We start from the raw sequence: 24,664 nt of genomic DNA on the forward strand, positions 1-24,664 counted from the left end.
GGCCCGCCCCACATCGTCCCGGGCCCCGCTCCGGCCCGCCCCACGTCGTCCCGAGCCCCGCACGAGCCCGGCAGCTCGGGCGCGGCCCCGAGTCCTGGGCCCGTCCACCCCGGACGGGCCGCCCGGTGCCCGCCGCCCCGGCCCCGGCCCCGGCCCCGGAGGAAGGTAGGAGGAAGGTAAGGGCACCCCGACCCCGGTCCCGGCGCGGGCAGAAGGGCCGAGACCCGCGGTCCCGGCCCGTGACGGGGCGCACGGGCCCCGGCTGCGTCGGACGGCGTGTTCCGTCGGCCGCCGCGTCAGACGGTGTGTTCGTCGGCGACGGTGAGGGCGGCGTCGAGGGCGGCGAGGCCCTCCTTGGCCTCGGCCTCGGTGATGTTGCAGGCGGGGACGGCGTGGGTGCGGTTCATGTTGATGAAGGGCCACAGGCCGTTCTTCTTGCAGGCGGCGCCGAAGGCGGCCATCGGGGCGGCCGCTGCGCCGGTCGCGTTGTAGGGCACCAGCGGTTCCCGGGTGTCCCGGTTGCGCACCAGGTCCAGGGCCCAGAACGCGCCGAGGCCGCGCACCTCGCCGACGGAGGGATGGCGTTCGGCGAGTTCGCGCAGGCCGGGGCCGAGGACGTGCTCGCCGATGCGGGCGGCGTGCTCGACGACCTGCTCGTCCTCCATCACCCGGATCGTGGCGACGGCGGCGGCGCAGGCGAGCGGGTGGCCGGAGTAGGTGAGGCCGCCGGGGTAGGGGCGCTTGTCGAAGGTCGCCGCGATCTCGGCGGAGATGGCGACGCCGCCGAGCGGCACATAGCCGGAGTTCACGCCCTTGGCGAAGGTCATCAGGTCGGGCACGACGTCGTAGTGCTGGGCGGCGAACCAGGCGCCGGTGCGTCCGAAGCCCGCCATGACCTCGTCGAGGACGAACACGATGCCGTACCGGTCGCAGATCTCGCGGACGCCCGCGAGGTAGCCGGGCGGCGGGGTCATGATGCCCGCGGTACCGGGGATCGTCTCCAGCACGATCGCCGCGACGGTCTGCGGGCCCTCGAAGGCGATCGTGTCCTCCAGGTGCTGCAGCGCCCGCGCGCACTCCTCCGCCTCGGTGGTGGCGTAGAAGGGCGACCGGTACAGGAACGGCGCCCAGAAGTGGACGACACCGGCGGAGGCGGTGTCGGAGGCCCAGCGGCGCGGGTCCCCGGTGAGGTTGATCGCGGTGGAGGTGGCGCCGTGGTAGGAGCGGTACGCGGCGAGGACCTTCGCCCGGCCGGTGTGCAGCCGGGCCATGCGCACCGCGTTCTCGACCGCCTCGGCGCCACCGCTGGTGAAGAAGATCTTGTCCAGGTCGCCCGGGGTGCGCTCGGCTATCAGGCGGGCGGCTTCGGACCGGACGTCGACGGCGAACGCCGGGGCGAAGGTGGCCAGCCGGCCGGCCTGTTCCTGGATCGCCTCGACGACCCTCGGGTGCTGGTAGCCGATGTTGGTGTAGACGAGGCCGCTGGTGAAGTCGAGGTAGCGGTTGCCGTCGTAGTCCCAGAAGTACGAACCCTCCGCGCCGGCCACGGCGAGCGGGTCGATCAGGCCCTGGGCGGACCACGAATGGAAGACGTGGGCACGGTCGGCAGCCTTCACGGCCGCGCCGGCCTGCGGGTCGGGTTCGACATGAGGGGTCATACAGCCAGGTTAGGGAGGGGCGGCTCGGAGCCGACATGGCCACCTTGTATGGCCTCGGCCACTTTCATGGGCAAGGTGTCGCGGCATGGGAACACGACCCGGGTATTTGACAGCACGCTGTCGTTATGACAGTCTACTGTCATCGGGGAGAACTTCTATCGCAGGGCCAGGGAGGCCGGCATGACCGCCGACACGTCATCCGCCAGCAGCACCACCGCCGTCGCCGATACCGCGCCGGCCGGGCGGGCGGTCCACGTCGCCGTCTACGACACGTTCGCCGACTGGGAGACGGGGCACGCGACCGCCTGGCTCGCCCGCACCGGCCACACCGTGCGCACCGTCGGCCCCGACACGGACAGGCCGGTCACCACGATCGGCGGTCTGCGCATCCAGCCCGACCTGGGCCTCGACACCCTGCGGCCCGAGGACAGCGAGCTGCTCATCCTCACCGGGGCCGACCTGTGGGACACGGACGACGAGCTGGCGCCGTTCGCCCGCAAGGCGCGGGAGTTCCTGGACGCGGGGGTGCCCGTCGCCGCGATCTGCGGGGCCACGGCCGGGCTGGCCCGCGAGGGACTGCTGGACGACCGGAAGCACACCAGCGCCGTCCCGTTCTACCTGGCCGCCACGGGCTACGAGGGCGGCGAGTACTACGTCGACTCCGACGCCGTGACCGACGGCGACCTGATCACCGCCGGCCCGACCGAACCGGTGGCATTCGCCCGTGAAGTGCTCGGCAGGCTCGGGGCGTTCGAGGACGGCAAGCTCGACGCCTGGTACCGGCTGTTCCACGACTCCGACCCGGAGGCGTTCGAGGAGCTCAACGCATGACGGGCGGCAGACGCGACGGTGCGGGCCGCGGCCCGCACCGCGCACCGGCCCGGACGGACCACGAGCGGATCCGGGCGCCTCGGGGCCCCGGCGCCGCCCCGGCACCCGGGCCGGCACAGGGACCGGGCGGCAGCCCGGACCATGGCCCGCGCAACGGGCCGGACCACGAAACGGCCGTCGCACCCGCCCGGGAGCCGGCTGCGAAGCGGTCGGCCCGGGAGAGGCAGGAGATGCTCAGCACCGCCGCCATCAGCGTCTTCCGGCTCAACGGACAGTTCCTGGGCGTCGCGGAGGAGTTGGCCCGCCCGGCCGGGCTGACCTCCGCCTGGTGGCAGGTCCTCGGTGCCGTGCTGCCCGAGCCGCTTTCGGTCGCCGGTATCGCCCGCGCCATGGGCATCACCCGGCAGAGCGTGCAGCGGATCGCGGACCTGCTCGTCGGCAAGGGCCTCGCCGAGTACGTGCCGAACCCGGCGCACCGCCGCGCCAAGCTGCTCCGGCCCACCGACGAGGGCAGGGCCGCGATCGACAGGATCAACCCGGGGCACGCCGAGTTCGCCGGGCGTCTCGCGGACCGGCTCGGCGACGAGCAGTTCACGGAGGCGGTACGGGTGCTGGAGCGGCTCTCCGCCGCGATGGAGGCGCTGGCATCCGACGGGCGGCAGGAGACCGCGGACGGGGACGGGCCCGCGGGGGCGAGCCGCTGACGCGCCCTCCACGCCCCGGCGGGCGGCGGCCCAAGCCCCCGGCGGCTCCCTCCTGGTGTGGACGGGGTCGCAACAGGCCGGAACGCGGGTGCGATCCAGCCTGATCCCGGCGGGAACGCGGTTGCCTGTGGGCGCCGGCTCGGGGCGCACTATTCTCGTGCGATCGGGCACGCGCACAGATCCGTACGCGCGCACACGTACACGCACACGTGCGTGTACGTCCACGTATGTCGCACGTATGTCGGGGGAGGGGCGCTCGGCCATGGAGCAGCTGGCATCCGGAGATCCGCGCCGCATCGGAGCGTACCGACTACTGGCCCGCCTGGGCGCCGGCGGCATGGGACAGGTCTATCTGGCCCGCTCCGACCGGGGCCGTACGGTCGCCGTCAAACTGGTACGGCGGGAGCTCGCCGAGCAGGAGGAGTTCCGCAGCCGGTTCCGGCAGGAGGTCGCGGCCGCCCGCCGGGTCGGCGGAGCCTGGACGGCTCCGGTGCTGGACGCGGACACCGAGGCCGAGGTGCCGTGGGTGGCGACGGGCTATGTCGCCGGGCCGTCCCTCCACTCGGTGGTCTCCGGTGGACGGAGCGGCCCGGCCCACGGGCCGCTGCCCGAGCACTCCGTACGCACCCTCGCCGCCGGACTGGCCCGTGCGCTGACGGACATCCACAGCGCGGGCATCGTGCACCGCGACCTGAAGCCGTCCAATGTCCTGATCACCATCGACGGGCCCCGGGTCATCGACTTCGGCATCGCCCGCGCCCTGGAGACCGTCGCCGACGGCGGACTGACCCGCACCGGGGCGCTGGTCGGCTCGCCCGGGTTCATGGCCCCTGAACAGGTCCGGGGCGACCGGATCACCCCGGCCTGCGACGTGTTCTGCCTCGGCTCGGTCCTGGCGTACGCGGCGGGCGGGCGGCTGCCGTTCGGCTCCGCGGACAGCGGCGTCCACGCGCAGATGTTCCGCATCGCCGAGGAGGAGCCGGATCTGTCCGGGGTCCCGGAGTCGCTGCGGGAGCTGATACGGGACTGCCTGCGCAAGGAGCCCGGAGCCCGGCCCACGCTGGAGCGGATCCGGGAGCGGGCGGGGGGCGTGTCGGAGGACTCCAGCGTGCCGTGGCTCCCGGGCGCCCTCATCGCCCAACTCGGCAGCCACGCGGTGAAACTGCTGGAGGTCGAGCACCCGGAGAGCTTCACGGACGCCACGGGGGCAGGCCCTGCGGCAGGGGCGCCGGCGCCCGGATTCGGTCAGCGCTCCCCGGACGCCGTGCAAGGCCCGCCGGCGCCGGGTCATGCAGCGCACGATGCCGCGGCACAGGGCTCCCCGGCGCAGTTCCCCGTCGACGGCGCGCGGGCCGCCGCGGGCGGCAATCCACCGCCCGGTGACCTGCCCTCCGCGCCGGGACACCCGGGCGGCGCCCAGGGCGCGGCGGGTGTGCCGGGTGTGCACGCCCTTCCCACGATGGCCGGCCCTCCGACTCCTCCCCCGGGCCCGGCGCCCACCCCCACACCGTCCCCGCCTCCCGGATGGGCGGCGCACCATCCGGCGCCCGCCCCGCACACCCCGCACACCCCGCACTCCGCAGCCCCTCCGTACGGCACCCATCCGCAGTACGGCCCGCCGTCCGTGCCCGGGGCGCAGCGCAGTGACAGACGGGGCACGGTGGCTCTCGTCGCCGTGGCGGTGGTGGTCGCGGTGGCGGCCGGCAGCTCGGTCTACGCGCTCATGAACGGCGAGCACACGCGTTCCCCCGCCGCACCGGGCCCGTCGACGTCAGCGCCCCGCTCGCCCGGCGCCTCCGGGGGACAGGACGGGCCGACCGCCGACGACACGCCCGCGACGACGGAGCCCTCCTCCACCGCACGCGCCGGGATCGTGCCGGAGGAGTACAGGGGCACCTGGCAGGCAGAGTTCACCACCGCGGACGGCAACACCAACACGCGGATCATGACCATCACCAGCGGCTCCGCCGGCGACACCGTCATGACGCTGAGCGGGCGGGGAGCCAACTACGACTGCCGCTGGTCCGCCACCCTGCGCGCCTCCGGCCCGCCCCTCGAACTCGGCCCGACGCAGGTCACCTTCGGCGACCGCCGGAGCTGCTCGCCGGGCCAGTGGAGCCGTCTCGACATGCCCGACGACCGGACGATCGTGCGCGAGCTGGTCGGCTCGGGGGGAGAGCCGCTGACGTACACGAAGGTGGGCTGAGCCCGAGGTGGGCCGGGCCGGCCGACACGGGCGGAGCACGGCTGACCGGGACGGGCGGGTGCTGCCGACAGGGGCGGAGCACGGCTGAGCAGACCTGGACGTACCGGAGGGGCCGGGTACGGCCGACACAAGCGGGGCACGGCTGAAGCACACCGGGACGGGCCGGGGGTGGGTCGGGCTCAGCGGCGGTTCCAGCGGAGGGCGAGCGTCCCGTCCCCGCCGAGCTCGGGCTCCACCTGGGTGCCGAACGCGCGCCCGGCCCTGCTCAGCACCTCGCACAGCCAGCCGGAGTCCGACGGCGACGCATGGTGGAGGGTCATCCGCCGCGCCTGCATGGGCACGATCCGCAGGGCCGCCAGCTCGCCGGTCGCCGCGTCCAGCGTGGGGAAGTAGAGCAGTCGCAGGTCGTCGCGGTAACGCTCGTAGCCCGTGATGCCCTCGTAGTCGTCGATGAGGTCGCCGCAGCCGTACAGGATGAGCTTTCCGCGGTGCACCTGGAGCGGCCGGGGATGGTGGGAGGAGTGCCCGTGGACGAGGTCCACGCCGCCCTCGACGAGCCGGTGGGCGAAACCGCTCTGGCTCTGCGACACCCCGTACCCCCAGTTCGAGCCCCAGTGGATCGACACGACTGCGAGGTCGCCGGGCTCGCGCACCTCGCGCAGCCGCCGGACGAGCACGTCGGCGCTGCGGACCGACAGGTCGGGGACGTAGTCGACGCCCGGCCTTTCCTCGGCCGCCGCCCAGCGCGAGGGGACCCCGGCCGACGCCATCCCGCACGACAGGACCAGCACCCGGCCCCCGCTCCTGGTGGGAACCGCGACCGGCCGCTGTGCCTCGGCCCGGTCCCGTCCGGCCCCGGCCGGCCCGAGACCGGCGCGGCCGAGCACGTCCACGGTCTCCTCCAGGCCGCGCAGTCCGAAGTCCAGCACGTGGTTGTTGGCGAGCGCGCACACGTCGGGCCGCGCGGCCGCCAGGAACGGCAGGTTGTCCGGGTGCATCCGGTACGTCACCGCCTTGCCCGAGGCGAAGTCGTCGCTGGTCGTGACGCTGCTCTCCAGGTCGATCACACGGACGTCCGGGTCGAACCGGTCCAGCACGCCGAGCGCCGCACCCCAGGGCCAGGTGTAGTCGACGGGGCGCGGGATCGCCCCGTTCACCGCCTCCGCGAGCGCCACGTAGTCCCGGGCGTCCCGGATGTAGCTCTCCCGCAGCGCGGGATCACCGGGGTGCGGAAGGATCTGGTCGACACCCCGGCCCGGCATGACGTCGCCGCAGACGAACAGCGTCACGAGATCCCGGCCGTTCATGCGGCAATCTTCCCACGCATGACCGTTTTGTACGGGTGTACGGACACTCGGGCACGGGGCGCTCAGGGTGCACGGGGCGCACGGGAAGGGCCGCCGGCGCCAGTCCCGTCACACTCCGCAGCCGGGACGGCCCGCCGGTCCGAGCGCCGGAGAGCCCCACGGCGCTCCCCGGCCACCAGGCCGACGCCGCGGAGACGCTGTCAGCCCAGCAGCTCGCAGGCCGCCGTGCACAGCAGCAGCGGGTGCACGAAGCGGTCGTTCGCGACGGGCGGGACACGCCAGGCCAGAGGCCAGGTCGGCCCGTCGAGCGCCGGGACGGGTACGTAACCGACGCCTCCGGCACCCGAGTTGTAACGGGTCACCCCGCGCGGCCACGAGCGGTGGGCCGTACTGGCCGCCGGGAGCAGGAAGTAGACGCCGCGGCAGCCGTTCGCCTCGGTGACGATGGGACCGGGGTCGCCGCCCGTCATACGGTCCAGCAGATCGGCCAGCCGGCGTCCGTCGTCGCCGTCGACGCGTACGGCGTCGAAATGCACGCCCGCCTTGCGGAGCCGGAATCCGGAGACCGGGATCCAGTCCACGTCCACTCGTCGATTATCCGTATTCACGGCGACAGTGTGATGCCGCCCGGATAGCGTTCTCCATAGCCTTGCGAGGCAGGTCGGACACTCTTTGACCTGCGCGAACCTGCCTTGATCAAGGTCGAATTCGGCGGGGACGGATGGAGACCGGTTGAGTCCGGTTGAGTCGAATGGTGATCGCAATGGCGCGAGCGGAGAACAAACAACTGGCGGGTCCTACGGCACGGCTCGTGGCGGACGTCGCCCGCAAGTTGCGCGTACGGAAAGGCTGGACGCAGGAGCAGCTCGGGAAGGAGATCGGCTTCACGGGTTCGGCGGTGAGCGCGATGGAGACGGGCGCACAGCCGGCGAGCGACGCGATGCTGGTGCAGCTGGAGCGGGTGCTCGGCGACGGGATGGACATCTTCGAGCAGGCGAGGACGTACGTACGGCTGGAGAAGTACCCGGCGCAGTTCAAGGACTACGCGCTGCTGGAGCAGAAGGCGGTCGGGCTCCATCTGTACGCGACGCTCGTGGTCCACGGACTGTTCCAGACGGAGGAGTACGCGCGGGCGCTGATCGGCGGCGGGTATCCGCCGCTGCCGGAGCAGCGGGTGGAGGAACTGGTCGACGCGCGGTTGGCGCGGCGGGCACTCTTCGAGCGGGAGCCGGTGGCGCTGATCGAGGTGGTGCTGGAGGAATCGGTGTTACGGCGGACGATCGGCACCCATGAGGTCATGCGTGGCCAGATGCGGCACCTTGCGCAGTGCGCGCGGCGGCGTAACGTGACGTTGCAGGTGCTGCCGTTGGAGGCGGGGATGGGTGGGGAGTACGCCGGCGATCGCGGCGCGATGGAGCTGGTGGAGACGCCGGAGCACGACCACCTGGTCTTCCTGGAGATCCAGGGTGAGAGCCTGCTGATCAAGGAGCCCGCAAAGGTGAGTACGTTGACTCAGCGGTATGCGAAGATCCGGGCACAGGCCCTGGGCCCTCGTGAATCGCTTGGCCTCATCGAGCAGTTGGCAGGAGAGCAGAGATGAGCAGCACCCTGCGCTGGTTCAAGTCCAGCTACAGCGACAGCGGCGGCGGCAGCTGCGTCGAAGTGGCCTTCGACTGGCGCAAGTCGTCCTACAGCAGCGACTGCACCGGCGCCTGCGTCGAGGTCGCCGCCTGCCCCCACGCCGTCCACGTCCGCGACTCCAAGGACCCCGAGGGCCCGGTCTTCACCGTGGCCCCCGGGGCCTGGGCGGCGTTCGTCGGCCACGCCGCCGGGGCGTAGCCGACAGGCCCGGGAGCCGGTCAGTCCTGGGCCGGCATCACCCGGGTCACCTTGCCCTTCAGATCGGCCTCCAGATAGCCGGCGACATGGTCGTCCACGCGATAGACGGCCAGCCCCAGCGGGGTGCCGAAGGTGTCGTCTGGAGGGCGGACCAGGACGTAACGCATGGTCGGCTGCTTCACGTTGAGGTCCTTCTCCGCCCGCTTCAGCAGGGCGGGGAGGACGTCCCAGTCGAAGTCGTCCAGGCTGAACGGGCGGTCGCCGCCGATCAGGGAGCCGCTGATGATGCCCTTCTGCACGCCCTGTCCCGGGCGGTAGGTGTAGCTGTCGTACTTGGTGTCGCTGCCCTTGAGCATGATCTCCGCTGACACGTAGTCCGGGTAGACGCTGAAGTCGCCCGCGCGGTCCGTCCCGGTCGCGGCCTTGATCTCCTTCACCGCCGTCCGGATGCCGTCCGGGGTCAGCAGATCGGTCTTCGCGTCGACCTGGGACGCCGACGCCGACGCCGAAGGGGCCGCCTCGGGCGGAGCGGGCGTGGCGCCCTTCGTCGCGGTCGAGGCGGGGCCGGGTGAACTCGCCGCCGTCTCGCCGCCCTTGCCGCCACCGTCCGGCAGCAGGGTCCACACCAGGACGCCTGCCAGTACGGTCGCGACGGCGGACGCGGCGATCGCGACCCGGCCCTTCGCACGGCCGCCCGGACCCGGCGGCGTCTGCCGTGTGGGGCCCGCCGGGTAGGGGGTCGGCGGGCCGACCGGACCCGGCACGGCGTCGTGCGGAGCCGACGGCCCGAAGCCCATCGGCGGCCCGAAGCCCATCGGCGGTCCGAACCCGCCCGGAGCTGCGGTCGGTGCGGCCGTCTGCCCCGGCGGAGCTGACAGCCGGTACGACGTGGTGCCGCCCGCCCCGCCAGGAGCAGTCGGAACACTCGGCGGACTCGGCGCGCCGGGAGCCGGGTTCCGGCCCTCGGCCGCTTCCGCGAGCATCCGGTCGGCGGTCTCCGCGTCCGCCCGGCCGGCCGGGTCCTTGACGAGCACGGCGCTCAGGAAACCGGTCAGCGATCCGGCCTGGACGGGCGGCGGAAGCTCCTCGCTGAGGAGGGCCGCCAGCGTCGCGAGGGTGCTGCCCCTGCGCAGCGGGTGACGCCCCTCGACGGCGACGTACAGCATCATCGCCAGCGACCACAGATCGGAGCCAGGGCCGCCCTCGCCACCGGAGATGCGCTCGGGCGCCATGTAGTCGGGCGTGCCGATGACGGACCCGGTCGCGGTCAGCGCCGTGGACTCCCTGATGGCCGCGATACCGAAGTCGGTGAGGACGGGACGGCCGTCGGGGCGCATCAGGACGTTGGCGGGCTTCACGTCCCGGTGCTGGATGCCGACGTCGTGCGCGGCGCGCAGCGCTGCCAGCACCTCGCGGCCGAGACGGGCGGCCTCGGCGGGCGCCAGCGGCCCCTTCTCCAGCCGGTCATGAAGTGATCCGCCGGTCACCAGCTCCATGACGAGCCACGGGTAGGTGTGCTCCCCGCCGTCCACCACGTGGTGGATGGTCACCACATTGGGATGGTCGACGCGGGCGAGCGCCCGTGCCTCGCGCAGTACCCGGGCCCGGAGCATCGCCGCGCCCTGCGGGTCGTACTCGGCGAGACCCGGATCGGGCGGCCGTACCTCCTTGAGCGCCACGGCCCGGTCCAGGACCAGATCGCGCGCCCGCCACACCATGCCCATACCGCCGCCGCCGAGCCGCGCCTCCAGCTCGAAGCGCCCGTCTATGACCCGTCTGCCGGATTCCCCGTCGCTCATGGCCGGGAGCCTACGAGATGCGGGCGACACGGCCCCGCGCAGGTGGCTCCGACGCCTCCGGCCCGGAGCGTCCTACGCCGCCGTCGCGCGCGGATCCCACCCAGGAGCTCGCCGAAGGCGCCACCCCGCGGGCCAGGTACGACGGAGCGGGCGGCGCGGGCCGCCCGCTCCCGCCGATCCGCCGAACGCGTCAGCAGTACAGGTTGCCGCCCGTCGGCACGCCCAGGATCCGGGTGAAGCGCTGGTAGTTGTTCACACGGCTCTGGACCTGCGCCGGGTTCTTGCCGTCGCACTCCAGGGAGCCGTTGATCGAGCGGATCGAGTGGCCGAACCCGGCCTGGTTGACCATGGCGTTGTGGCCGGTCATCGTGCCGGGCCCGCTCTGGGTGTTCCAGTACCAGAGGCCGGTCTTCCAGGCGACGGCGGACTCCCGCTCGACGCGCCAGGGGTTGCCCAGCAGGTCGATGCCGAGGGCGTCACCGGCGGCCTTGTAGTTGAAGTTCCAGCTGAGCTGGATCGGGCCGCGGCCGTAGTACGCGGCCTGGCCCGCCGGGCAGCCGTAGGGCTGGCTGCGGTCGCAGTAGTGCGGGTAGTTGGCGGTGTTCTGCTCCACGATGTGGACCAGGCCGCCCGTCTCATGCGCCACGTTGGCGAGGAAGGCGGCGGCCTCCTGCTTCCGCACCGTGTCGCTGCCGGTCTTGGCGAAGGCCGGGTACGCGCTCATGGCAGTGGTCAGCCCGCTGTACGTGTAGAAGGAATTCCGGTTCGGGAACATCTGGTTGAACTGCGCCTCGCTGACGACGAAGCCCGAGGGATCCGGGTTCGGGTTGCCGCCACCGCCGCCGCAGGCGCCCTGGTCGGCCCAGACCTCGGCGGAGCCGGGGGCCTCGTTCTGGGTCCACCACTTGGCCTGCCAGTTGCGGCCGTTGTGGGAAGCGGTCATTCCGCCGGTGTAGACGGACGAGGAGTTCCAAGCCGCGGCGCACGCGGCCGCGGACGCGGTCGAGGGGACGAGGACCGTGAGTCCGAGCACCGCCACGAAGGCGGCGAGCAGGGTGGTGATCCGACGCGACAACGTTATCGTCCTTTCCCTGTGGGTGCTGTGGGTGCTGTGGGGGATGCGGGGTGTGGGGAGGAACGCGGGACGGGATTCCCAAGTCGTGTCGCCCTATGGCGTGTTGAGCACTGAACAGGCAATGGTCTGAACCTGTCAAGGTCTAGACCAAGACTGAACCCCGAATGGCCTGAACCCCGCTGCCCCGCTGCCGCGGCGGGCACCGGAGGCCTGTCGAAACAGGTTCGGCGTCGAGGCGCCGGTCCGTGCGCCGCCGCCCCGTCTCGCACGGGCACGGTTCCGCAGAACGGGGGCCCCGCGCGGTGCGCGGGGGCCTTCCGGTCGTGTGTCATCGCCCGCCGGGGCGGGTCGGCCGGCCGGTCGAGGCCCGGAAACCCCGGGCCGCGCAGCGCCGTCCTGTGCCAGACTCGGGCGCATGAGCCGACGACATTGACGCACGGCAGCAGGTCCTGGAACGGGCAGTCGCGGACCGCCGCGGCGGGTGAGCACCCGGCGTCCCCGTCCGTTCCGCAGAAGGACCACCACCCATGCCTGTCATTTCGTCCTGCCCGCCCCCGCTCCGGCCCGGTGTGCGCCGGCTCGAGCGAACGCTCTACCTCTACGCGGGACTCGAGGACTTCGTCCTGCTCTACCCCGTCTACGCACTGCTCTTCGCCGGGCACGGCCTGGACACCGCCCGGATCTCGTCCCTGTTCGCCCTCTGGTCCCTGACCGGACTGCTGGTCGAGGTCCCGTCGGGTGTCTGGGCCGACGCCGTGTCCCGCAGGCTGATGACCGTCACCGGGCCGCTGCTCACGGCTGCCGGGTTCGCCCTGTGGGTCCTGTTCCCCTCGTACGGCGCGTACGCCGCCGGGTTCGTGCTGTGGGGTGCCGGAGGGTCGCTCCGCTCCGGTGCCATGGAGGCCCTGGTGCACGACGAGCTCGAACGACTCGGTGCCGCTTCACGCTACGGCCGGATCATGGGGCGCACCGCCGCCGTCAGCATGGCCGCGACCGCCGCGGCCACCGCGCTGGCGGCACCGGCCTTCGCCCGGGGCGGCGAGCTGCTGATCGGTGCGGCCAGCGTCGCCGCCTGTCTGCTGTGCGCCGCCGTGGGCGCGGCGCTGCCCGAACACCGCGGGCCCACCGACCGGGGTGCTCAACGGCGCACTCGCCGCGGGGCGCACACGGCGGCCCTGCGGGCGGGGTTCACCGAGGTGCGCGGCAGCCGTCGGGTGCGGCACGCCCTGCTGCTGTCCGTCGTCGTCACCTCGGTCTGGGGCGCGCTCGACGAGTACGTACCACTGCTGGCCGCAGCCACCGGTGTCGCGACGGCGACGGTCCCGCTGCTGGTCCTGGTGGTCTGGGTCGGGGTGACGGTCGGCTCGCTGCTGGTGGGGCCGGGCGAGCGGCTCTCCGGGCGGGCGCTCGGGGCCGCCGTCGCGGCGGGCGCCGCGGTGCTCGCCGCGGGAGCGCTGAACGGTGGCCCCGGCGGGTTCGTCCTGGTGGGGGTGGCGTTCCTGGTCTTCCAGCTGACCGATGTGCTGGTCGACGCCCGGCTGCAGGAGGCGATCACCGGCCCGAGCCGGGCCACCGTGACGTCCCTCGCGGGTCTCGGGACGGGACTCACCACACTGCTGGTCTACGGGACGTACGCGGGGCTGTCCGCGCACGCGCCGCACGGCACCGTGTTCGCCCTGCTCGCCCTGCCGTACCTGGCGGTCGCAGCGGCACTCGGCAGGACACACGGACGTGAGGCGGGGAACGGACGCCGGTCGGGGAAACGAACGTGAGACCAAGAAAGAATGCCGACCGGGGAAACGGACGTGGGCCCAAGGGGGAGCGGGCCGGGAGAGCAGACGCGGAAGCCGCGGGCCGGTCTCAGCCGCGGGTCCTGGGAGAGGCCGAGGGCCGGGCGGAAGCCGCGTGAGCGGCGAACAGGCCGGTGGCCGGCGAGCACTCGGCTCACCGGCCACCGGCCGTGGGAACGGCGACGTGCCGCGAGGGATCCTGCGGCCCCGCGGACCTACAGGAACGAGTTGATCTCGATCGTCTCGTCACGGCCCGGCCCGACGCCGATCGCGGAGATCGGCGCCCCGGACATCTCCTCCAGCGCCTTCACATAACCCTGCGCGTTCTTCGGCAGGTCGGCGAAGGACTTGGCCTTGGTGATGTCCTCGGACCAGCCCGGCAGGTACTCGTAGACCGGCTTGGCGTGGTGGAAGTCGGTCTGCGAGTACGGCAGCTCCTCGACGCGCCTGCCGTCGATCTCGTACGCGACGCAGACCGGGATCTGCTCCCAGCCGGTCAGCACGTCGAGCTTGGTGAGGAAGAAGTCGGTCAGTCCGTTGACGCGGGTCGCGTAGCGGGCGATGACCGCGTCGAACCAGCCGCAGCGGCGGTCGCGGCCGGTGGTGACACCGCGCTCGCCGCCGATGCGGCGCAGCGCCTCGCCGTCCTCGTCGAACAGCTCGGTCGGGAACGGGCCGGCGCCGACACGGGTCGTGTAGGCCTTGAGGATGCCGATGACCCGGCTGATCTTCGTCGGGCCCACGCCCGCGCCCGTGCAGGCGCCGCCCGCCGTCGGGTTCGAGGAGGTGACGAAGGGATACGTGCCGTGGTCCACGTCGAGGAGCGTGCCCTGGCCGCCCTCGAAGAGGACGACCTTGCCGTCGTCGAGGGCGTTGTTCAGGATCAGCGTGGTGTCGGCGACGTACGGCCGGATCTGGTCGGCGAAGCCGAGCATCTCCTCGACGACGCGGCCCGTCTCGATGGCACGGCGGTTGAAGACCTTGGCCAGGAGCTGGTTCTTCTGCTCCAGCGCCGCCTCGACCTTCTGCGTCAGGATCGACTCGTCGTACAGGTCCTGGACCCGGATGCCGACTCGGTTGATCTTGTCGGCGTATGTCGGGCCGATGCCGCGGCCGGTGGTACCGATCTTGCGCTTGCCGAGGAAGCGTTCCGTCACCTTGTCGAGCGTGACGTTGTACGAGGTGATCAGATGGGCGTTTCCGCTGACCAGAAGCTTGGACGTGTCGACGCCACGCTCGTTCAGCCCGCTCAGCTCGGAGAGCAGGACCGCCGGGTCGACGACGACTCCGTTGCCGATGACCGGGGTGCATCCCGGCGAGAGGATTCCGGAAGGGAGGAGGTGGAGCGCATACTTCTGGTCACCGACCACCACGGTGTGGCCGGCGTTGTTACCACCCTGGTAACGCACCACGTAATCCACGGATCCACCGAGGAGGTCGGTGGCCTTTCCCTTGCCTTCGTCACCCCACTGAGCACCGAGCAGCACAAGTGCGGGCACAGGCGTACACCCCTTCCGGGCGGGGCATGTCCATGGTCGGGGGCCTGAGCCGCCAACCGGTGTGCCCCGGAATAGACGAAGCCCCTGGCGCAATAGCGCAAGGGGCTCTTGCACAAAGATGCTACCCGAGGAAGGACCGAGGTGTCGGCTCCCGACCAGCTCCTGGTGGTCATCGACCCGGTCGCCCGCCGTTTCGACGGCGAGTCCGTTCGTATCGCGAAGGATGTGCTGTGTGCCGGATCGGCGGCGAAAATCTGCCTGCCCGATGGTCCCGAGGAATTTTCCCGTGCCCTCGCCCGCAGGGGTTCCCGGCGCCCTGTCGTGATCGGTGACGACCGCGCGCTGCTGCGCACCGTGGGCCAGCTGCACCGGGCGCGGGAGCTCGCCGGCGAGGCCCTGTCGCTGGTCCCGGTCGGGGGCGGCGCGTCCGTGGCGGTGGCCCGGTCGCTGGGCGTGCCGACCGGCGCGGTGGCGGCCGCCCGGGCGGTCCTCGACGGAGCCGCTCACCCGCTGGACCTGCTCGCCGACGACAGCGACGGGGTGGTGCTGGCCGATCTGCACATCCCGGCGGGTCCTGCCACCGCGGGGGCACCGGGGCGGACCGGCTCGGTGTGGCACACCTGCCGCTCCCTGCTGCGCACGTTCGCCCGTCCCGTTCCACCGGCGCCTCCGGGTGTACGGACGCACCGGCTGCGGGTGGAGGCGGACGGAGTGCTGCTGAGCGATCTGGACGAGCCGGTCGAGGACGTACGCGTCCGCGCGGCCGAAGGAGCCGCGGAGGTGACCGTGCACCGCAGTTCCGACCCGGGCCCCGTGCGGAGCCTGGCCAAGGTCGTCACCGTCTCGGGCGCCGACTTCCGCTACCGCGCAGACGCCCTCGTCGGCGGGCCGGTCCGGCGACGCACCTGGACCCTGCGGCCCCGGGCCTGGTCGCTGACCCTGCCGGGGCCGCGGACCGCCGGGGAGTGACGAGACCGTCCGCCGGCGCCCGCCACCGGATCCTGCGGCGGGCGCCGTACCGGTGCCGTCGTACGCGCGCGCCGTACGGACGGGCGGCGGGTGTTGTGGCAGGGGCATTGCATGAAGCGGATCCGTCCGGTTCATGCAATGCCCCTGGGTGTTGTGGGGCGGCCGGTTCTCTCAGCCTTCCAGGCGCACCGGCATCAGGAGCGAGAAGGCGTGCTCGTCGTCGGGACGGCGGACCGCAAGCGGCGAGGTCGGGCCGCCGAGTTCCAGGACGAGCCGGTCGCCTCCCGCGGCCGAGAGGGCCTGGAGCAGGAACGCGCGGTTGACCGCGACATGGCCGGGTCCGGGGGCGGTGTCGCCGGTGACGGCGAGGGTGCCGTCGGCGGCGGGGGCGAGCACCGTGAGATCGAGCCGTTCGCCGTCCGCGCCGCCCGCCTCCCCTTCCCTCACCGGGCCGTTCTCCACCGCGTCCCGCAGCGCCGGGACGTCGACGGCGACGCGCTGCCCGGCGGGAAGCCGCGTCAGCCGGCGGTAGTCGGGGAAGTCGTGGCCGAGCCCGGTACCGCCCGCCCTGCGCCCTCCGGCCTCCAGGGTGATGTCGTCTCCCTCCACGGTGAGCCGCGCGGGGCCGCCGTCGCAGAGCAGCGCACGCATCGCGTCGGCGAGCGCCGCCGGGACGGTGATCCGGACGGCCGGTCCGTCATGGCCGTCGGCGGCCGTCCTCGCCACCGCCATCCGGTAGCGGTCGGTGGCCACCAGATGCAGCTCTCCCCCGTCGAGCTCGAACAGCACTCCGGCGAGCATCGGCAGGTCGCCGCCGGCGCCCACGGCGAACCGGACGGAGTCCAGGGCGGCGGCGAGTCCCGCGGAGGAGAGGGTGGTGTGGGCGGCGGACGTGCTCGGAGCAGTGGTCATGGTCAGGTTCTCCCTGCGTTCGATGCGTTCGACCAGCGTTCGGATCGTGGAGAACGCGTCGCGGGCGTCGGCCAGCCCCCGTTCGAGGCGGCGCAGATGCGCCTCCATCAGTTCGCACACGAGGGCCGCGTCCTCGCCGGCCCACGCGGCCATGACCAGACGGATGTCGGTCAGCGGCATGCCCGCCCGACGCAACCGGGCGAGCAGCCGGGCCTCGTCCAGCTGGGCGGGGTCGTACCACCGGTAGCCGTTCAGTGGGTCCACCTGGGCGGGGACCAGCACCCCCGCGCCGTCGTAGAACCTCAGGGCGGTCACCGTCAGGCCGCTGTCCCGGGCCAGCTCGCCGATACTGCGCATCTCGCTCTCCACATCCGGGACTCTGGGGCCTGAACAAGGTCGAGGGTCAAGCGGCACGGACCAGGCGGGACGGGCGCCTCGCGCGGCCGTCGCGTCGCCCCGGGCCGGCGGGGCGGCCGGCAGGTCGGCCCCGCACACTCGCCCGCCACCGGCCGTCCTGCCCCGCCACGGGGTGCGGGGGCGAGGGACCGGTCGCGGACCGGCGGGCGGCGACCGGCCACCGGGTTGGGTGGGCGACCGCCCCTGCGGACCGGGCGTGGACCGGAACCGCCCCGGGCGGGACCGGCCGCCCCTGACCTGCCGCGGGCCCGGGGCGGGTGCGGCCCGGGAACAGATCCGCCGGCGGCCCGGGCCCGGAGACCGGGGCACCGCCCGGCGCGGTGTGCCGGAGTCGACCCGGGCCGGGGAGCACCGCACCGTCGTGGAGCCGGGAAACCCGTTTCAGGGCCGGTCGGGCATCCGCTCGCGATGCTCCCGCCAGCGCTCCATCATCGCCGTGAGCTCGTCCCGGATGAAGTCGAAGAACGCGACGGTCTCCTCGAGCCGGCGGCCCGCCGGCGTCTCGGCGCCGAGGCTCGTCACCCCTTCTCGCAGGGATTCCGCCCAGCGCTTCAGAACGGCGTCGCGGTTGGTGAGCGCCTCGTACCACTGGTCGCTGTGGACCCGGTAGCGCTCGCGGCGGGAACCTGGCTCGCGTTCCCGCGAGACCATGTGCTGCTGAGCCAGATAGCGCACGGCGCCGGACACCGCCGCAGGGCTGACCTGCAGTTGCTCTCCGAGCTCGGCGGAGGTCAGCGCGCCGGAGTCGGAGGAGAGCAGCGCGGCGAAGACCCTGGCGGGCATGCGCGTCATGCCGGCCTCGACGAGCTGGGCCGCGAAGCGTTCCACGAAGCGCGAGACCGCCTCTGCGTCTCTGGCCTTCTCCGTCATCGGCGTCATCCCCGGATCATCTCCCCTGTTCACGGACCCGGATCCGAGTTTATACGCTTCCTTAACTTCACAAATTTCTGAAGATAGCTTAGCTTCTGAACCATGACGAAGGCCATCAGTGTCGCCGGACTGCACAAGTCGTTCGGCCGGGCACTCGCACTGGACGGTCTCGACCTGTCGGTCGAGACCGGTGAGGTCCACGGCTTCCTCGGGCCCAACGGCGCCGGGAAGTCCACCACCATCCGCGTCCTCCTGGGACTGCTGCGCGCCGACTCCGGCGCAGCCCGGCTGCTGGGCATGGATCCCTGGCGGGACGCCGTCGAACTGCACCGCCGGATCGCGTACGTCCCCGGGGACGTGACGCTCTGGCGCAACCTGTCCGGCGGCGAGGTCATCGACCTCTACGGCCGGCTGCGCGGCGGACTCGACAGGGCACGCCGGAACCGGCTGACCGAGCGGTTCGAACTCGACCCCACCAAGAAGGGGCGTACGTACTCCAAGGGCAACCGTCAGAAGGTGGCCCTGGTAGCCGCGTTCGCCTCCGAGGTCGACGTGCTGATCCTGGACGAACCGACGAGCGGGCTCGACCCGCTGATGGAGGAGGTCTTCCAGAGCTGCGTCGCCGAGGAGCGCGACCGCGGCCGGACGGTCCTGCTCTCGAGCCATGTGCTCAGCGAGGTCGAGGCGCTGTGCGACCGTGTCAGCATCATCCGCAAGGGGCGGACGGTGGAGAGCGGTTCGCTCGCCGACCTGCGGCACCTCACCCGCACCAGCGTCAGCGCCGATCTCGCGGGCCCGCCCGACGGGCTCGCACGGCTGCCCGGTGTGCACGACCTCGACGTCCAGGGCCCTGCCGTCTCCTCCGAAGGCGCCGGATGCCGGGTTCGGTTCCAGGTCGACACGGACAAGCTGGATCCGGTGCTGCGCTCGCTCACCGAGTCGGGCGTGCGGTCGCTGACCAGCACCCCGCCCACGCTGGAGGAGCTGTTCCTCCGTCACTACCAAACCGATGCACGCGGCACGGGCGCGGAAGAGGCGATGTCACGATGACCGCCGTCGCACAGACCACGGCACTCGCCTCGAGCAGGCGCGGAGCACGGCCGCTGGCGGGCACGGGGACACTGGTCAGGCTCGCCCTGCGCCGCGACCGGCTCATGCTGCCCATCTGGGTGGTGGTGATCGGCGCGATGGTCGTCAGCGGTGTCGGATCGCTCCAGACGCTGTACGACACCGCCGCCAAGCGCGCGCAGCTCGCCGAGTCGATGTCCGCGAACAGCTCACTGCGCAGCCTGTACGGGCCGGTGTTCGACGACAGCATCGGAGGGCTGGTCGCCTGGCGGTTCGCCACCTTCGCCGCCGTGCTCGCGGCGGTGATGAGCCTGATCATCGTGGTCCGCCACACCCGGGAGGAGGAGGAAACAGGACGTCAGGAACTGATCTCGTCGGCGATGGTGGGGCGGCGGGCGCCGCTCACCGCGGCCCTTCTCACCGCGGTGATCGCCAACACGGCGGTCGCACTGCTGATCACCGCCGGGCTGTCAGGGCAGGGAGTCTCGGGGGCGCTCGCCCTCGGACTCGCGGTGGGTGGGACCGGCGTGCTGTTCGCCACGACGGCGGCGATCGTCGCCCAGCTGACCGAGAGCGCGAGGACCGCCAAGGGAATGACGGCCGGCGTGCTGGGGCTGGCGTTCGTGCTGCGTGCGGCGGGTGACGCGAGCACCGTCGACGGATCGTCCGTGCTGACCTGGCTCTCGCCGATCGGCTGGGCGGAGAACGTCCGGGCCTTCGGCGGTGAGCGCTGGTGGGTGATCCTGCTGATCGCCGCCGCCGGAGGGGTCCAGGGTGTCATCGCGTACACGCTGGCCGGGCGACGCGACGTCGGCATGAGCTTCCTGCCGACCCGTCCCGGCCCGACCGAGGGGAAGCTCACCACCGCGGGCGGGCTCGCCTGGCGGCTGCAACGCGGCACCCTGCTCGGCTGGGCGGGGGGATTCCTGCTCGCCGGGATCGTCTTCGGCGGAATGGCGAGCGGCGCGGCCGACATGGTCGGCGACAACGAGCAGGCCACGGAGATCTTCCGGCGGATGGGCGGGCAGTCGGCGCTCACCGACGCCTTCCTCGCCGCGATGGTCGGCATGTTCGGGCTGATCGCCGCCCTGTACGCGGTCGGGTCCGTCCTGCGCATGCACGGCGAGGAGACCTCCCAGCGCGCGGAACCGGTCCTCGCGAACGCGGTCGGCAGGACCGCCTGGGCCGCCGGTCATCTGGCCGTCGCCTTCGGCGGCACCGTACTGGTCATGCTGCTCGCCGGGGCGGGCCTGGCCCTCGGCCACGGCGGGGACCTGCCCGCGATCACGGGCGCCGCGCTCTCCCAGGTGCCGGCCGTGTGGACGCTCGCGGGCGTGGCGCTGCTGCTGTACGGGGCCGTCCCCAGGGCCGCGGCGGCGGGCTGGGCCGTGGCGGGTCTGTGCCTCGCGCTCGGCTGGGTCGGCCCGGCACTCGACCTCCCCCGGGCCGTGCTGGACCTCTCGCCCTTCGGTCATCTGCCGAAGCTCCCGGGGCCACGGATGGACTGGCCGCCGGTGCTGCTGCTGACGGCGCTGGCGGTGGCCCTGGTGGCCGCCGGACTCGCGGCCTTCCGCCGCCGGGACCTGCAGACCTGACCACCGCCCTCCCGGGCACCCGGCGTCCCGACTGTCGTGGAGCGGGGCGCCTGTTGTGGAGCGGGGCGCCGAGGCCCTCCCCGCCGGCCCCCGGAACCACCGGGGACGCTCCCGCGTCCGTGGCAGTCATGAGGGAAGAGACCAAGGGCTCCGCGGGATGCCTGCTCGCGGCCGGGGGCGCGGCCACCGCGCTGCTCGCCTGGGCACCGCTGGCCAGGACCAGCATCGACGGAGGCTTCGAGCAGTGGCACCGGGACCTGAGCGTGCTCTACGTCGACCTTCCCCTGATCGCCCTGGGCGGAGCGCTGCTGCCGCTCGCCGTCTGGGCCGCCGGACTGCGGTGGCTGCACCGCCCCTGGCTCGCCGCGGTGGCCGCGGTGGCCGTGCTCGCCCTCGGTGTCTGGGGCCTGACCAGCTGGTGGATGCCGTACGAGCGACCGGAGTTCGTCTACTGAGACCGCACGCACGGAAGCGCCTCACAGCTCCACGCGCAGCTCCCGCAGCCCTCTGATCACATAGCCCGGCTTCCACTCCGGCTCCGCCGCGAGCCGCATCGTCGGTGCCTGCCGAAGCAGTTCGCCGAAGGAGGCGGTCAGTTCGACCCTGGCGAGGGGAGCGCCCAGGCAGTAGTGGATTCCGGCTCCGAACGTGATGTGCGGGTTGTCGGCGCGGCCGAGGTCGAGGTCGCCGGGGCGCTCGAAGCGGGCCGGGTCACGGTTGGCCGAGCCGAAGAGCAGGGCCAGTTCTGAGCCGCGCGGGACGACCGTGCCGCCGATCTCGATGTCGTCGAGCACCCAGCGCTCGAACATCTGGAGCGGGGTGTCGTACCGCATCAGCTCTTCCACGGCCGTGGACAGCAGCGCGTGGTCCGCCCCCAGCCGCGCCAGTTCGCCCGGGTGGCGGAACAGCGTCCACCAGCCGTTGGCGGTGGTGTTGACGGTCGCCTCATGACCCGCGTTGAGCAGCAGCACGCAGGTGGACACCAGCTCCTGCTCACTCAGCGTCTCTCCCTTGTCGTGCGCCGAGATCAGCGCCGAGACCAGGTCCCCGCCCGGCTCGGCACGGCGCGCGGCGATCAGCCCCCGCAGATACGCGGAGAACTCCACCGAGGCCCGTACGGCACGCGCCGCGGTCTCCTCGGACGGGTTCAGCTCGAACATCCCGCAGATGTCCGCGGACCAGGGCCGTAGCAGGCCGCGGTCGGACTCCGGTATCCCCAGCATCTCCGCGATGACCGCGACCGGCAGCGGCTCGGCGACCTCCGCCAGCAGGTCGCCGCCGCCGTTCTTCACCAGCCCGGCCACCAGCTCGGCGGCCAGCCGGCGCACGGTCGGCTCCAGCGCCTGCACGGTGCGGGGGGTGAACGCCTTGGTCACCAGCCGCCGGATCCGCGTGTGGTCGGGCGCCTCCAGGTCCAGCAGCCCGTTGTCGTTCAGCGTGTGGAAGGGCTCGTGCCCCGGCGGCGGGGGCGTGCGCCCGAACTCCTCGTGCGTGAAGCGGTGCAGATACGTACGGCCGAGCCGGCGGTCCCGCAGCAGCGCGGACACATCGGCGTGGTGCGGTACGAGCCACTGCCGCGTGGGCTCGAACCAGTGCACCCGCCCCCGGGCGCGGAGTTCGGCGTATGCCGGATACGGGTCCGCGGTGAAGGCGGGCGACCAGGGAGCGAAAACAGCGGCATCCATACGCGGACGCTAGCCGCCCGCGGCGCGGTTCGGGAGGGGTCCCCGGGTGGTTCGACGAGGGTCGTCACCGTGCGTGCCGCCCCGACCGCACCGGGCCACCACCGCGCCGTCCTGGAGGCACCGACCCTGTCCACCCCTCTCGCGGAGGCACTGTCCGTCCTCTGCCGCCGGCACCACCACGCCCCCCCGAACCCCCGCCGCACAAGCCCGAACCGCCGCCCGGGCCACCCCCGCACGCACCGCCACACACACCGGGACCACCCAGCGCACCACCACGGCCCCCCGAGCCTCCGCCGCACAAGCCGCGCTGAGCCGCCGCACCCGCCCGAACCGCGGCCGCCTGCCGCGACGTGCGCAGGCCTCCCGTGGAGTACGCCCGCCGGCAACGGCCGTCAGCCCGGCGTGACCAGCCTCGCCTCGTAGGCGAACACCGCCGCCTGCGTCCGGTCACGCAACCCCAGCTTCACCAGGATCCTGCTGACGTGGGTCTTGATCGTGGACTCCGCGACGACGAGGTGCGAGGCGATCTCCGCGTTCGACAGGCCCTGCGCGATCAGGACGAGTACCTCCGTCTCACGTTCGGTCAGATCGCCGATCCGGGCGAGGGCGGGCGTCCTGGGCGCCGCCGAGATCCGGGAGAACTCCGTGATCAGCCTGCGGGTGACGGTCGGCGCGAGCAGGGCCTCGCCGGCCGCCACCACTCTTACCCCGTCAGCCAGTTGGCGGGCGGAGGCGTCCTTCAGCAGGAAGCCGGAGGCACCGGCGCGCAGCGCCTGGTACACGTACTCGTCCAGGTCGAAGGTCGTCAGCACCAGCACCTTCGCATCGCTGTCGGCCGCGACGATCTCCCGGGTGGCCTCGATGCCGTTGAGCTCGGGCATGCGGATGTCCATCAGGACCACGTCGGGACGCAGCGCGTCGACCTGCGCGACCGCCTCCCGGCCGTTGACCGCCTCGCCGATCACCTCGATGTCGGGCATGGCGTTCAGCAGGACGGAGAAGCCCTCGCGGACCATCGCCTGGTCGTCGACGATAAGGACGCGGATGGTCATGCGGTCTCGTCCTTCGCGACGGGGAGGAACACGGCGACCTCGTAGCCGCCGTCCTCCGTGGGGCCGGTGGTCATCTCGCCGTTCAGCATGGAGACGCGCTCGCGCATCCCCGTGAGCCCGTGGCCGGTTCCGGTGGAGAGGGGCGGGCGGAGCCCTCGTTCGGAGGAGCCGGCGGGGTGATGTGCGGGTTTCACCAGCCCGCGGGCCGGTTCGTTGACGACGCGGACGCCGAGCCCGCCGAGGACGTACGACACCTCGACCTTCGCGGACGCGCCCGGCGCATGGCGCAGAGCGTTGCTCAGGGCCTCCTGGACGATGCGGTACGCCGAGAGCTCGACGCCCGGGGGGAGCGGCCGGACCGCTCCGGTGACCGCGAGGCCGACCTCGAGGCCGGCGTCCCGGACGTTCGCCAGCAGCCCGTCGAGATCGGCGAGGGTCGGCTGGGGCGCGTCGGGGGCCTCGTAGTCCTCCGCCCGTACGACACCGAGGACGCGGCGCAGTTCGGCGAGCGCGGCCACGGCGTTCTCCCTGATCGTCGCGAACGCCTGCTCGAGCTCGGGCGGCGGGTTCTCCACGCGGTAGGGAGCGGCCTCCGCCTGGATGGCGACGACCGACATGTGGTGGGCGACCACGTCGTGCAGTTCGCGGGCGATGGTGGTGCGCTCCTCCAGCAGGGTGCGCCGGTCGCGCTCGACGGCGGTGACGCTCTGCTGGGCCGCGACCTCGCGCTCCGCGTCCCTGCGGACCTGCGCCAGTGCCACGACGAGCAGCGCGACGGCGGCGGCGAACATCAGCGGTGCGGTGGCGCCGGGATAGCCGTGGCCGAGGACGGACTCGGCGAACAGGCCGTACGTCCCGGTCAGCAGCCACATCCAGAAGGCGGCCCGCGGCCGCGTCCGTGCCGCGACGACGGTGAGCACGGCGAGATGGGAGGCCATGGTGGCCGGTGCCCACGGCCATTCCTCCCATGTTCCGGCGAGCACCGCGAGGAACGGCGTCGTGGCGAGCGAGACCCAGAAGGCCAGCACCGGACGGACCAGCGTCATCAGCACCGTGGCCGCGGGAACCGCTGTGAGGACGAGGAGGGCGAGGCCGAAGGTAGCGGAGATGGTGGAGGCGCCGATGGGCAGCACCAGCAGGGCGCCGCCCGCGACGACCGCGTGCGGGGTCCAGGCGGCGTACCGGCGGATCCGCGCCGGCAGCCGCCGGATCACCGGTCCGTCGCCCGCCAGCGGAGCCAGCGGCCGGTACGCGAAGGCGTCGTGGATGAGGTCCTGCCGCAGCCCGCCGAGCGCGCCCATGGCCAGGCGGAACTCGGGGCTGCGGCTGTCGGCTTCGGTGCGCGGTATGCGCTGCGTGGTCGGCGTGTCGGTCACGTCAGCAAAGGT

At 72.8% G+C, this 24,664-nt stretch carries 21 protein-coding genes; 10 read left to right on the plus strand and 11 right to left on the minus strand.

What is annotated here, in order from left to right; genetic code table 11:
- Positions 1-296 precede the first annotated feature (296 nt).
- Positions 297-1,658: an aspartate aminotransferase family protein gene (locus FEF34_RS17310; protein WP_138053984.1), complete on the minus strand. Its 1,362-nt coding sequence runs from the start codon at positions 1,656-1,658 to the stop codon at positions 297-299.
- Between the two features lie 180 nt (positions 1,659-1,838).
- On the opposite strand from FEF34_RS17310, the gene FEF34_RS17315 reads away from it, so the two are divergent.
- The 3 genes from FEF34_RS17315 to FEF34_RS17325 all read left to right on the plus strand — a co-directional run bounded on the left by FEF34_RS17315 (position 1,839) and on the right by FEF34_RS17325 (position 5,399).
- Positions 1,839-2,489, plus strand: a complete 651-nt coding sequence (locus FEF34_RS17315; RefSeq protein ID WP_138053985.1) for a type 1 glutamine amidotransferase family protein — start codon at positions 1,839-1,841, stop codon at positions 2,487-2,489.
- Positions 2,490-2,719: 230 nt separating this feature from the next.
- Complete coding sequence (locus FEF34_RS17320; RefSeq protein ID WP_138053986.1) at positions 2,720-3,193, plus strand: MarR family winged helix-turn-helix transcriptional regulator; 474 nt, start codon at positions 2,720-2,722, stop codon at positions 3,191-3,193.
- A 262-nt stretch (positions 3,194-3,455) separates the two neighbouring features.
- Positions 3,456-5,399, plus strand: a complete 1,944-nt coding sequence (locus FEF34_RS17325; protein ID WP_138053987.1) for a serine/threonine-protein kinase — start codon at positions 3,456-3,458, stop codon at positions 5,397-5,399.
- 179 nt (positions 5,400-5,578) lie between these two features.
- Here the strand turns inward: FEF34_RS17325 and FEF34_RS17330 are convergent, their stop codons facing one another.
- Both FEF34_RS17330 and FEF34_RS17335 read right to left on the minus strand, forming a co-directional pair.
- Positions 5,579-6,706: a CapA family protein gene (locus FEF34_RS17330; protein ID WP_138053988.1), complete on the minus strand. Its 1,128-nt coding sequence runs from the start codon at positions 6,704-6,706 to the stop codon at positions 5,579-5,581.
- Positions 6,707-6,906: 200 nt separating this feature from the next.
- Positions 6,907-7,314: a hypothetical protein gene (locus FEF34_RS17335; RefSeq protein WP_234042431.1), complete on the minus strand. Its 408-nt coding sequence runs from the start codon at positions 7,312-7,314 to the stop codon at positions 6,907-6,909.
- 155 nt (positions 7,315-7,469) lie between these two features.
- Between FEF34_RS17335 and FEF34_RS17340 the strand changes: the two genes are divergently transcribed.
- Together FEF34_RS17340 and FEF34_RS17345 are read left to right on the plus strand one after the other, a co-directional pair.
- Positions 7,470-8,306 carry a helix-turn-helix domain-containing protein gene (locus FEF34_RS17340; RefSeq protein WP_138053989.1) on the plus strand — a complete coding sequence of 279 codons (837 nt, stop codon included), beginning with the start codon at positions 7,470-7,472 and terminating at the stop codon, positions 8,304-8,306.
- A complete protein-coding gene (locus tag FEF34_RS17345) occupies positions 8,303-8,545 on the plus strand; it encodes a DUF397 domain-containing protein (RefSeq protein WP_138053990.1) in 243 nt (80 codons plus the stop codon). Before FEF34_RS17340 ends, FEF34_RS17345 begins: the two co-directional genes overlap by 4 nt.
- 20 nt (positions 8,546-8,565) lie before the next feature.
- Here the strand turns inward: FEF34_RS17345 and FEF34_RS17350 are convergent, their stop codons facing one another.
- Both FEF34_RS17350 and FEF34_RS17355 read right to left on the minus strand, forming a co-directional pair.
- The gene (locus FEF34_RS17350; protein ID WP_138053991.1) at positions 8,566-10,344 is read right to left on the minus strand and encodes a serine/threonine-protein kinase; all 1,779 of its coding nucleotides are present in this window, start codon (positions 10,342-10,344) and stop codon (positions 8,566-8,568) included.
- A 190-nt stretch (positions 10,345-10,534) separates the two neighbouring features.
- Positions 10,535-11,419 carry a glycoside hydrolase family 19 protein gene (locus FEF34_RS17355; protein WP_138053992.1) on the minus strand — a complete coding sequence of 295 codons (885 nt, stop codon included), beginning with the start codon at positions 11,417-11,419 and terminating at the stop codon, positions 10,535-10,537.
- A gap of 527 nt (positions 11,420-11,946) precedes the next feature.
- Between FEF34_RS17355 and FEF34_RS17360 the strand changes: the two genes are divergently transcribed.
- Positions 11,947-13,191, plus strand: a complete 1,245-nt coding sequence (locus tag FEF34_RS17360; protein WP_138053993.1) for an MFS transporter — start codon at positions 11,947-11,949, stop codon at positions 13,189-13,191.
- Positions 13,192-13,424: 233 nt separating this feature from the next.
- Here FEF34_RS17360 and FEF34_RS17365 read toward each other — a convergent pair whose 3' ends face one another.
- Positions 13,425-14,708: an adenylosuccinate synthase gene (locus tag FEF34_RS17365; protein ID WP_138053994.1), complete on the minus strand. Its 1,284-nt coding sequence runs from the start codon at positions 14,706-14,708 to the stop codon at positions 13,425-13,427.
- Positions 14,709-14,849: 141 nt separating this feature from the next.
- Between FEF34_RS17365 and FEF34_RS17370 the strand changes: the two genes are divergently transcribed.
- Entirely contained in the window at positions 14,850-15,677 is an 828-nt protein-coding gene (locus FEF34_RS17370; RefSeq protein ID WP_138053995.1) for a serine/threonine-protein kinase, read from the plus strand.
- A gap of 171 nt (positions 15,678-15,848) precedes the next feature.
- On the opposite strand, the gene FEF34_RS17375 is transcribed toward FEF34_RS17370, so the two are convergent.
- Together FEF34_RS17375 and FEF34_RS17380 are read right to left on the minus strand one after the other, a co-directional pair.
- A complete protein-coding gene (locus FEF34_RS17375; protein WP_138053996.1) occupies positions 15,849-16,946 on the minus strand; it encodes a DNA polymerase III subunit beta family protein in 1,098 nt (365 codons plus the stop codon).
- Positions 16,947-17,387: 441 nt separating this feature from the next.
- Complete coding sequence (locus FEF34_RS17380) at positions 17,388-17,885, minus strand: GbsR/MarR family transcriptional regulator (RefSeq protein WP_407698284.1); 498 nt, start codon at positions 17,883-17,885, stop codon at positions 17,388-17,390.
- A gap of 93 nt (positions 17,886-17,978) precedes the next feature.
- Here FEF34_RS17380 and FEF34_RS17385 point away from each other — a divergent pair, with 93 nt between their 5' ends.
- The 3 genes from FEF34_RS17385 (at position 17,979) to FEF34_RS17395 (ending at position 20,994) form a co-directional block, all read left to right on the plus strand.
- The gene (locus FEF34_RS17385; RefSeq protein WP_138053997.1) at positions 17,979-18,926 is read left to right on the plus strand and encodes an ABC transporter ATP-binding protein; all 948 of its coding nucleotides are present in this window, start codon (positions 17,979-17,981) and stop codon (positions 18,924-18,926) included.
- The gene (locus tag FEF34_RS17390) at positions 18,923-20,539 is read left to right on the plus strand and encodes an ABC transporter permease (RefSeq protein ID WP_138053998.1); all 1,617 of its coding nucleotides are present in this window, start codon (positions 18,923-18,925) and stop codon (positions 20,537-20,539) included. The genes FEF34_RS17385 and FEF34_RS17390 overlap by 4 nt, the downstream gene beginning before the upstream one ends.
- Positions 20,540-20,667: 128 nt before the next feature.
- The gene (locus FEF34_RS17395; RefSeq protein WP_138053999.1) at positions 20,668-20,994 is read left to right on the plus strand and encodes a hypothetical protein; all 327 of its coding nucleotides are present in this window, start codon (positions 20,668-20,670) and stop codon (positions 20,992-20,994) included.
- A 21-nt stretch (positions 20,995-21,015) separates the two neighbouring features.
- On the opposite strand, the gene FEF34_RS17400 is transcribed toward FEF34_RS17395, so the two are convergent.
- The 3 genes from FEF34_RS17400 to FEF34_RS17415 all read right to left on the minus strand — a co-directional run bounded on the left by FEF34_RS17400 (position 21,016) and on the right by FEF34_RS17415 (position 24,652).
- A complete protein-coding gene (locus tag FEF34_RS17400; RefSeq protein WP_138054000.1) occupies positions 21,016-22,224 on the minus strand; it encodes a cytochrome P450 in 1,209 nt (402 codons plus the stop codon).
- 392 nt (positions 22,225-22,616) lie between these two features.
- On the minus strand, positions 22,617-23,276 hold the full coding sequence (locus FEF34_RS17410) for a response regulator (protein WP_138054001.1): 660 nt from the start codon (positions 23,274-23,276) through the stop codon (positions 22,617-22,619).
- The gene (locus FEF34_RS17415) at positions 23,273-24,652 is read right to left on the minus strand and encodes a sensor histidine kinase (RefSeq protein ID WP_138054002.1); all 1,380 of its coding nucleotides are present in this window, start codon (positions 24,650-24,652) and stop codon (positions 23,273-23,275) included. Before FEF34_RS17415 ends, FEF34_RS17410 begins: the two co-directional genes overlap by 4 nt.
- Positions 24,653-24,664 lie beyond the last annotated feature (12 nt).

This window comes from Streptomyces marianii (assembly GCF_005795905.1).
In the GTDB taxonomy this organism is placed as follows: Bacteria; Actinomycetota; Actinomycetes; order Streptomycetales; family Streptomycetaceae; genus Streptomyces; species Streptomyces marianii.

Excerpts from the sequence above, each read along its gene's own strand:
- FEF34_RS17310 (WP_138053984.1), bottom strand. The coding sequence starts at position 1,658 with ATGACCCCTCATGTCGAACCCGACCCGCAGGCCGGCGCGGCCGTGAAG.
- FEF34_RS17315 (WP_138053985.1), top strand. The coding sequence starts at position 1,839 with ATGACCGCCGACACGTCATCCGCCAGCAGCACCACCGCCGTCGCCGAT.
- FEF34_RS17320 (WP_138053986.1), top strand. The coding sequence starts at position 2,720 with ATGCTCAGCACCGCCGCCATCAGCGTCTTCCGGCTCAACGGACAGTTC.
- FEF34_RS17325 (WP_138053987.1), top strand. The coding sequence starts at position 3,456 with ATGGAGCAGCTGGCATCCGGAGATCCGCGCCGCATCGGAGCGTACCGA.
- FEF34_RS17330 (WP_138053988.1), bottom strand. The coding sequence starts at position 6,706 with ATGAACGGCCGGGATCTCGTGACGCTGTTCGTCTGCGGCGACGTCATG.
- FEF34_RS17340 (WP_138053989.1), top strand. The coding sequence starts at position 7,470 with ATGGCGCGAGCGGAGAACAAACAACTGGCGGGTCCTACGGCACGGCTC.
- FEF34_RS17345 (WP_138053990.1), top strand. The coding sequence starts at position 8,303 with ATGAGCAGCACCCTGCGCTGGTTCAAGTCCAGCTACAGCGACAGCGGC.
- FEF34_RS17350 (WP_138053991.1), bottom strand. The coding sequence starts at position 10,344 with ATGAGCGACGGGGAATCCGGCAGACGGGTCATAGACGGGCGCTTCGAG.
- FEF34_RS17360 (WP_138053993.1), top strand. The coding sequence starts at position 11,947 with ATGCCTGTCATTTCGTCCTGCCCGCCCCCGCTCCGGCCCGGTGTGCGC.
- FEF34_RS17375 (WP_138053996.1), bottom strand. The coding sequence starts at position 16,946 with ATGCGCAGTATCGGCGAGCTGGCCCGGGACAGCGGCCTGACGGTGACC.
- FEF34_RS17380 (WP_407698284.1), bottom strand. The coding sequence starts at position 17,885 with ATGACGCCGATGACGGAGAAGGCCAGAGACGCAGAGGCGGTCTCGCGC.
- FEF34_RS17385 (WP_138053997.1), top strand. The coding sequence starts at position 17,979 with ATGACGAAGGCCATCAGTGTCGCCGGACTGCACAAGTCGTTCGGCCGG.
- FEF34_RS17390 (WP_138053998.1), top strand. The coding sequence starts at position 18,923 with ATGACCGCCGTCGCACAGACCACGGCACTCGCCTCGAGCAGGCGCGGA.
- FEF34_RS17395 (WP_138053999.1), top strand. The coding sequence starts at position 20,668 with ATGAGGGAAGAGACCAAGGGCTCCGCGGGATGCCTGCTCGCGGCCGGG.
- FEF34_RS17400 (WP_138054000.1), bottom strand. The coding sequence starts at position 22,224 with ATGGATGCCGCTGTTTTCGCTCCCTGGTCGCCCGCCTTCACCGCGGAC.
- FEF34_RS17410 (WP_138054001.1), bottom strand. The coding sequence starts at position 23,276 with ATGACCATCCGCGTCCTTATCGTCGACGACCAGGCGATGGTCCGCGAG.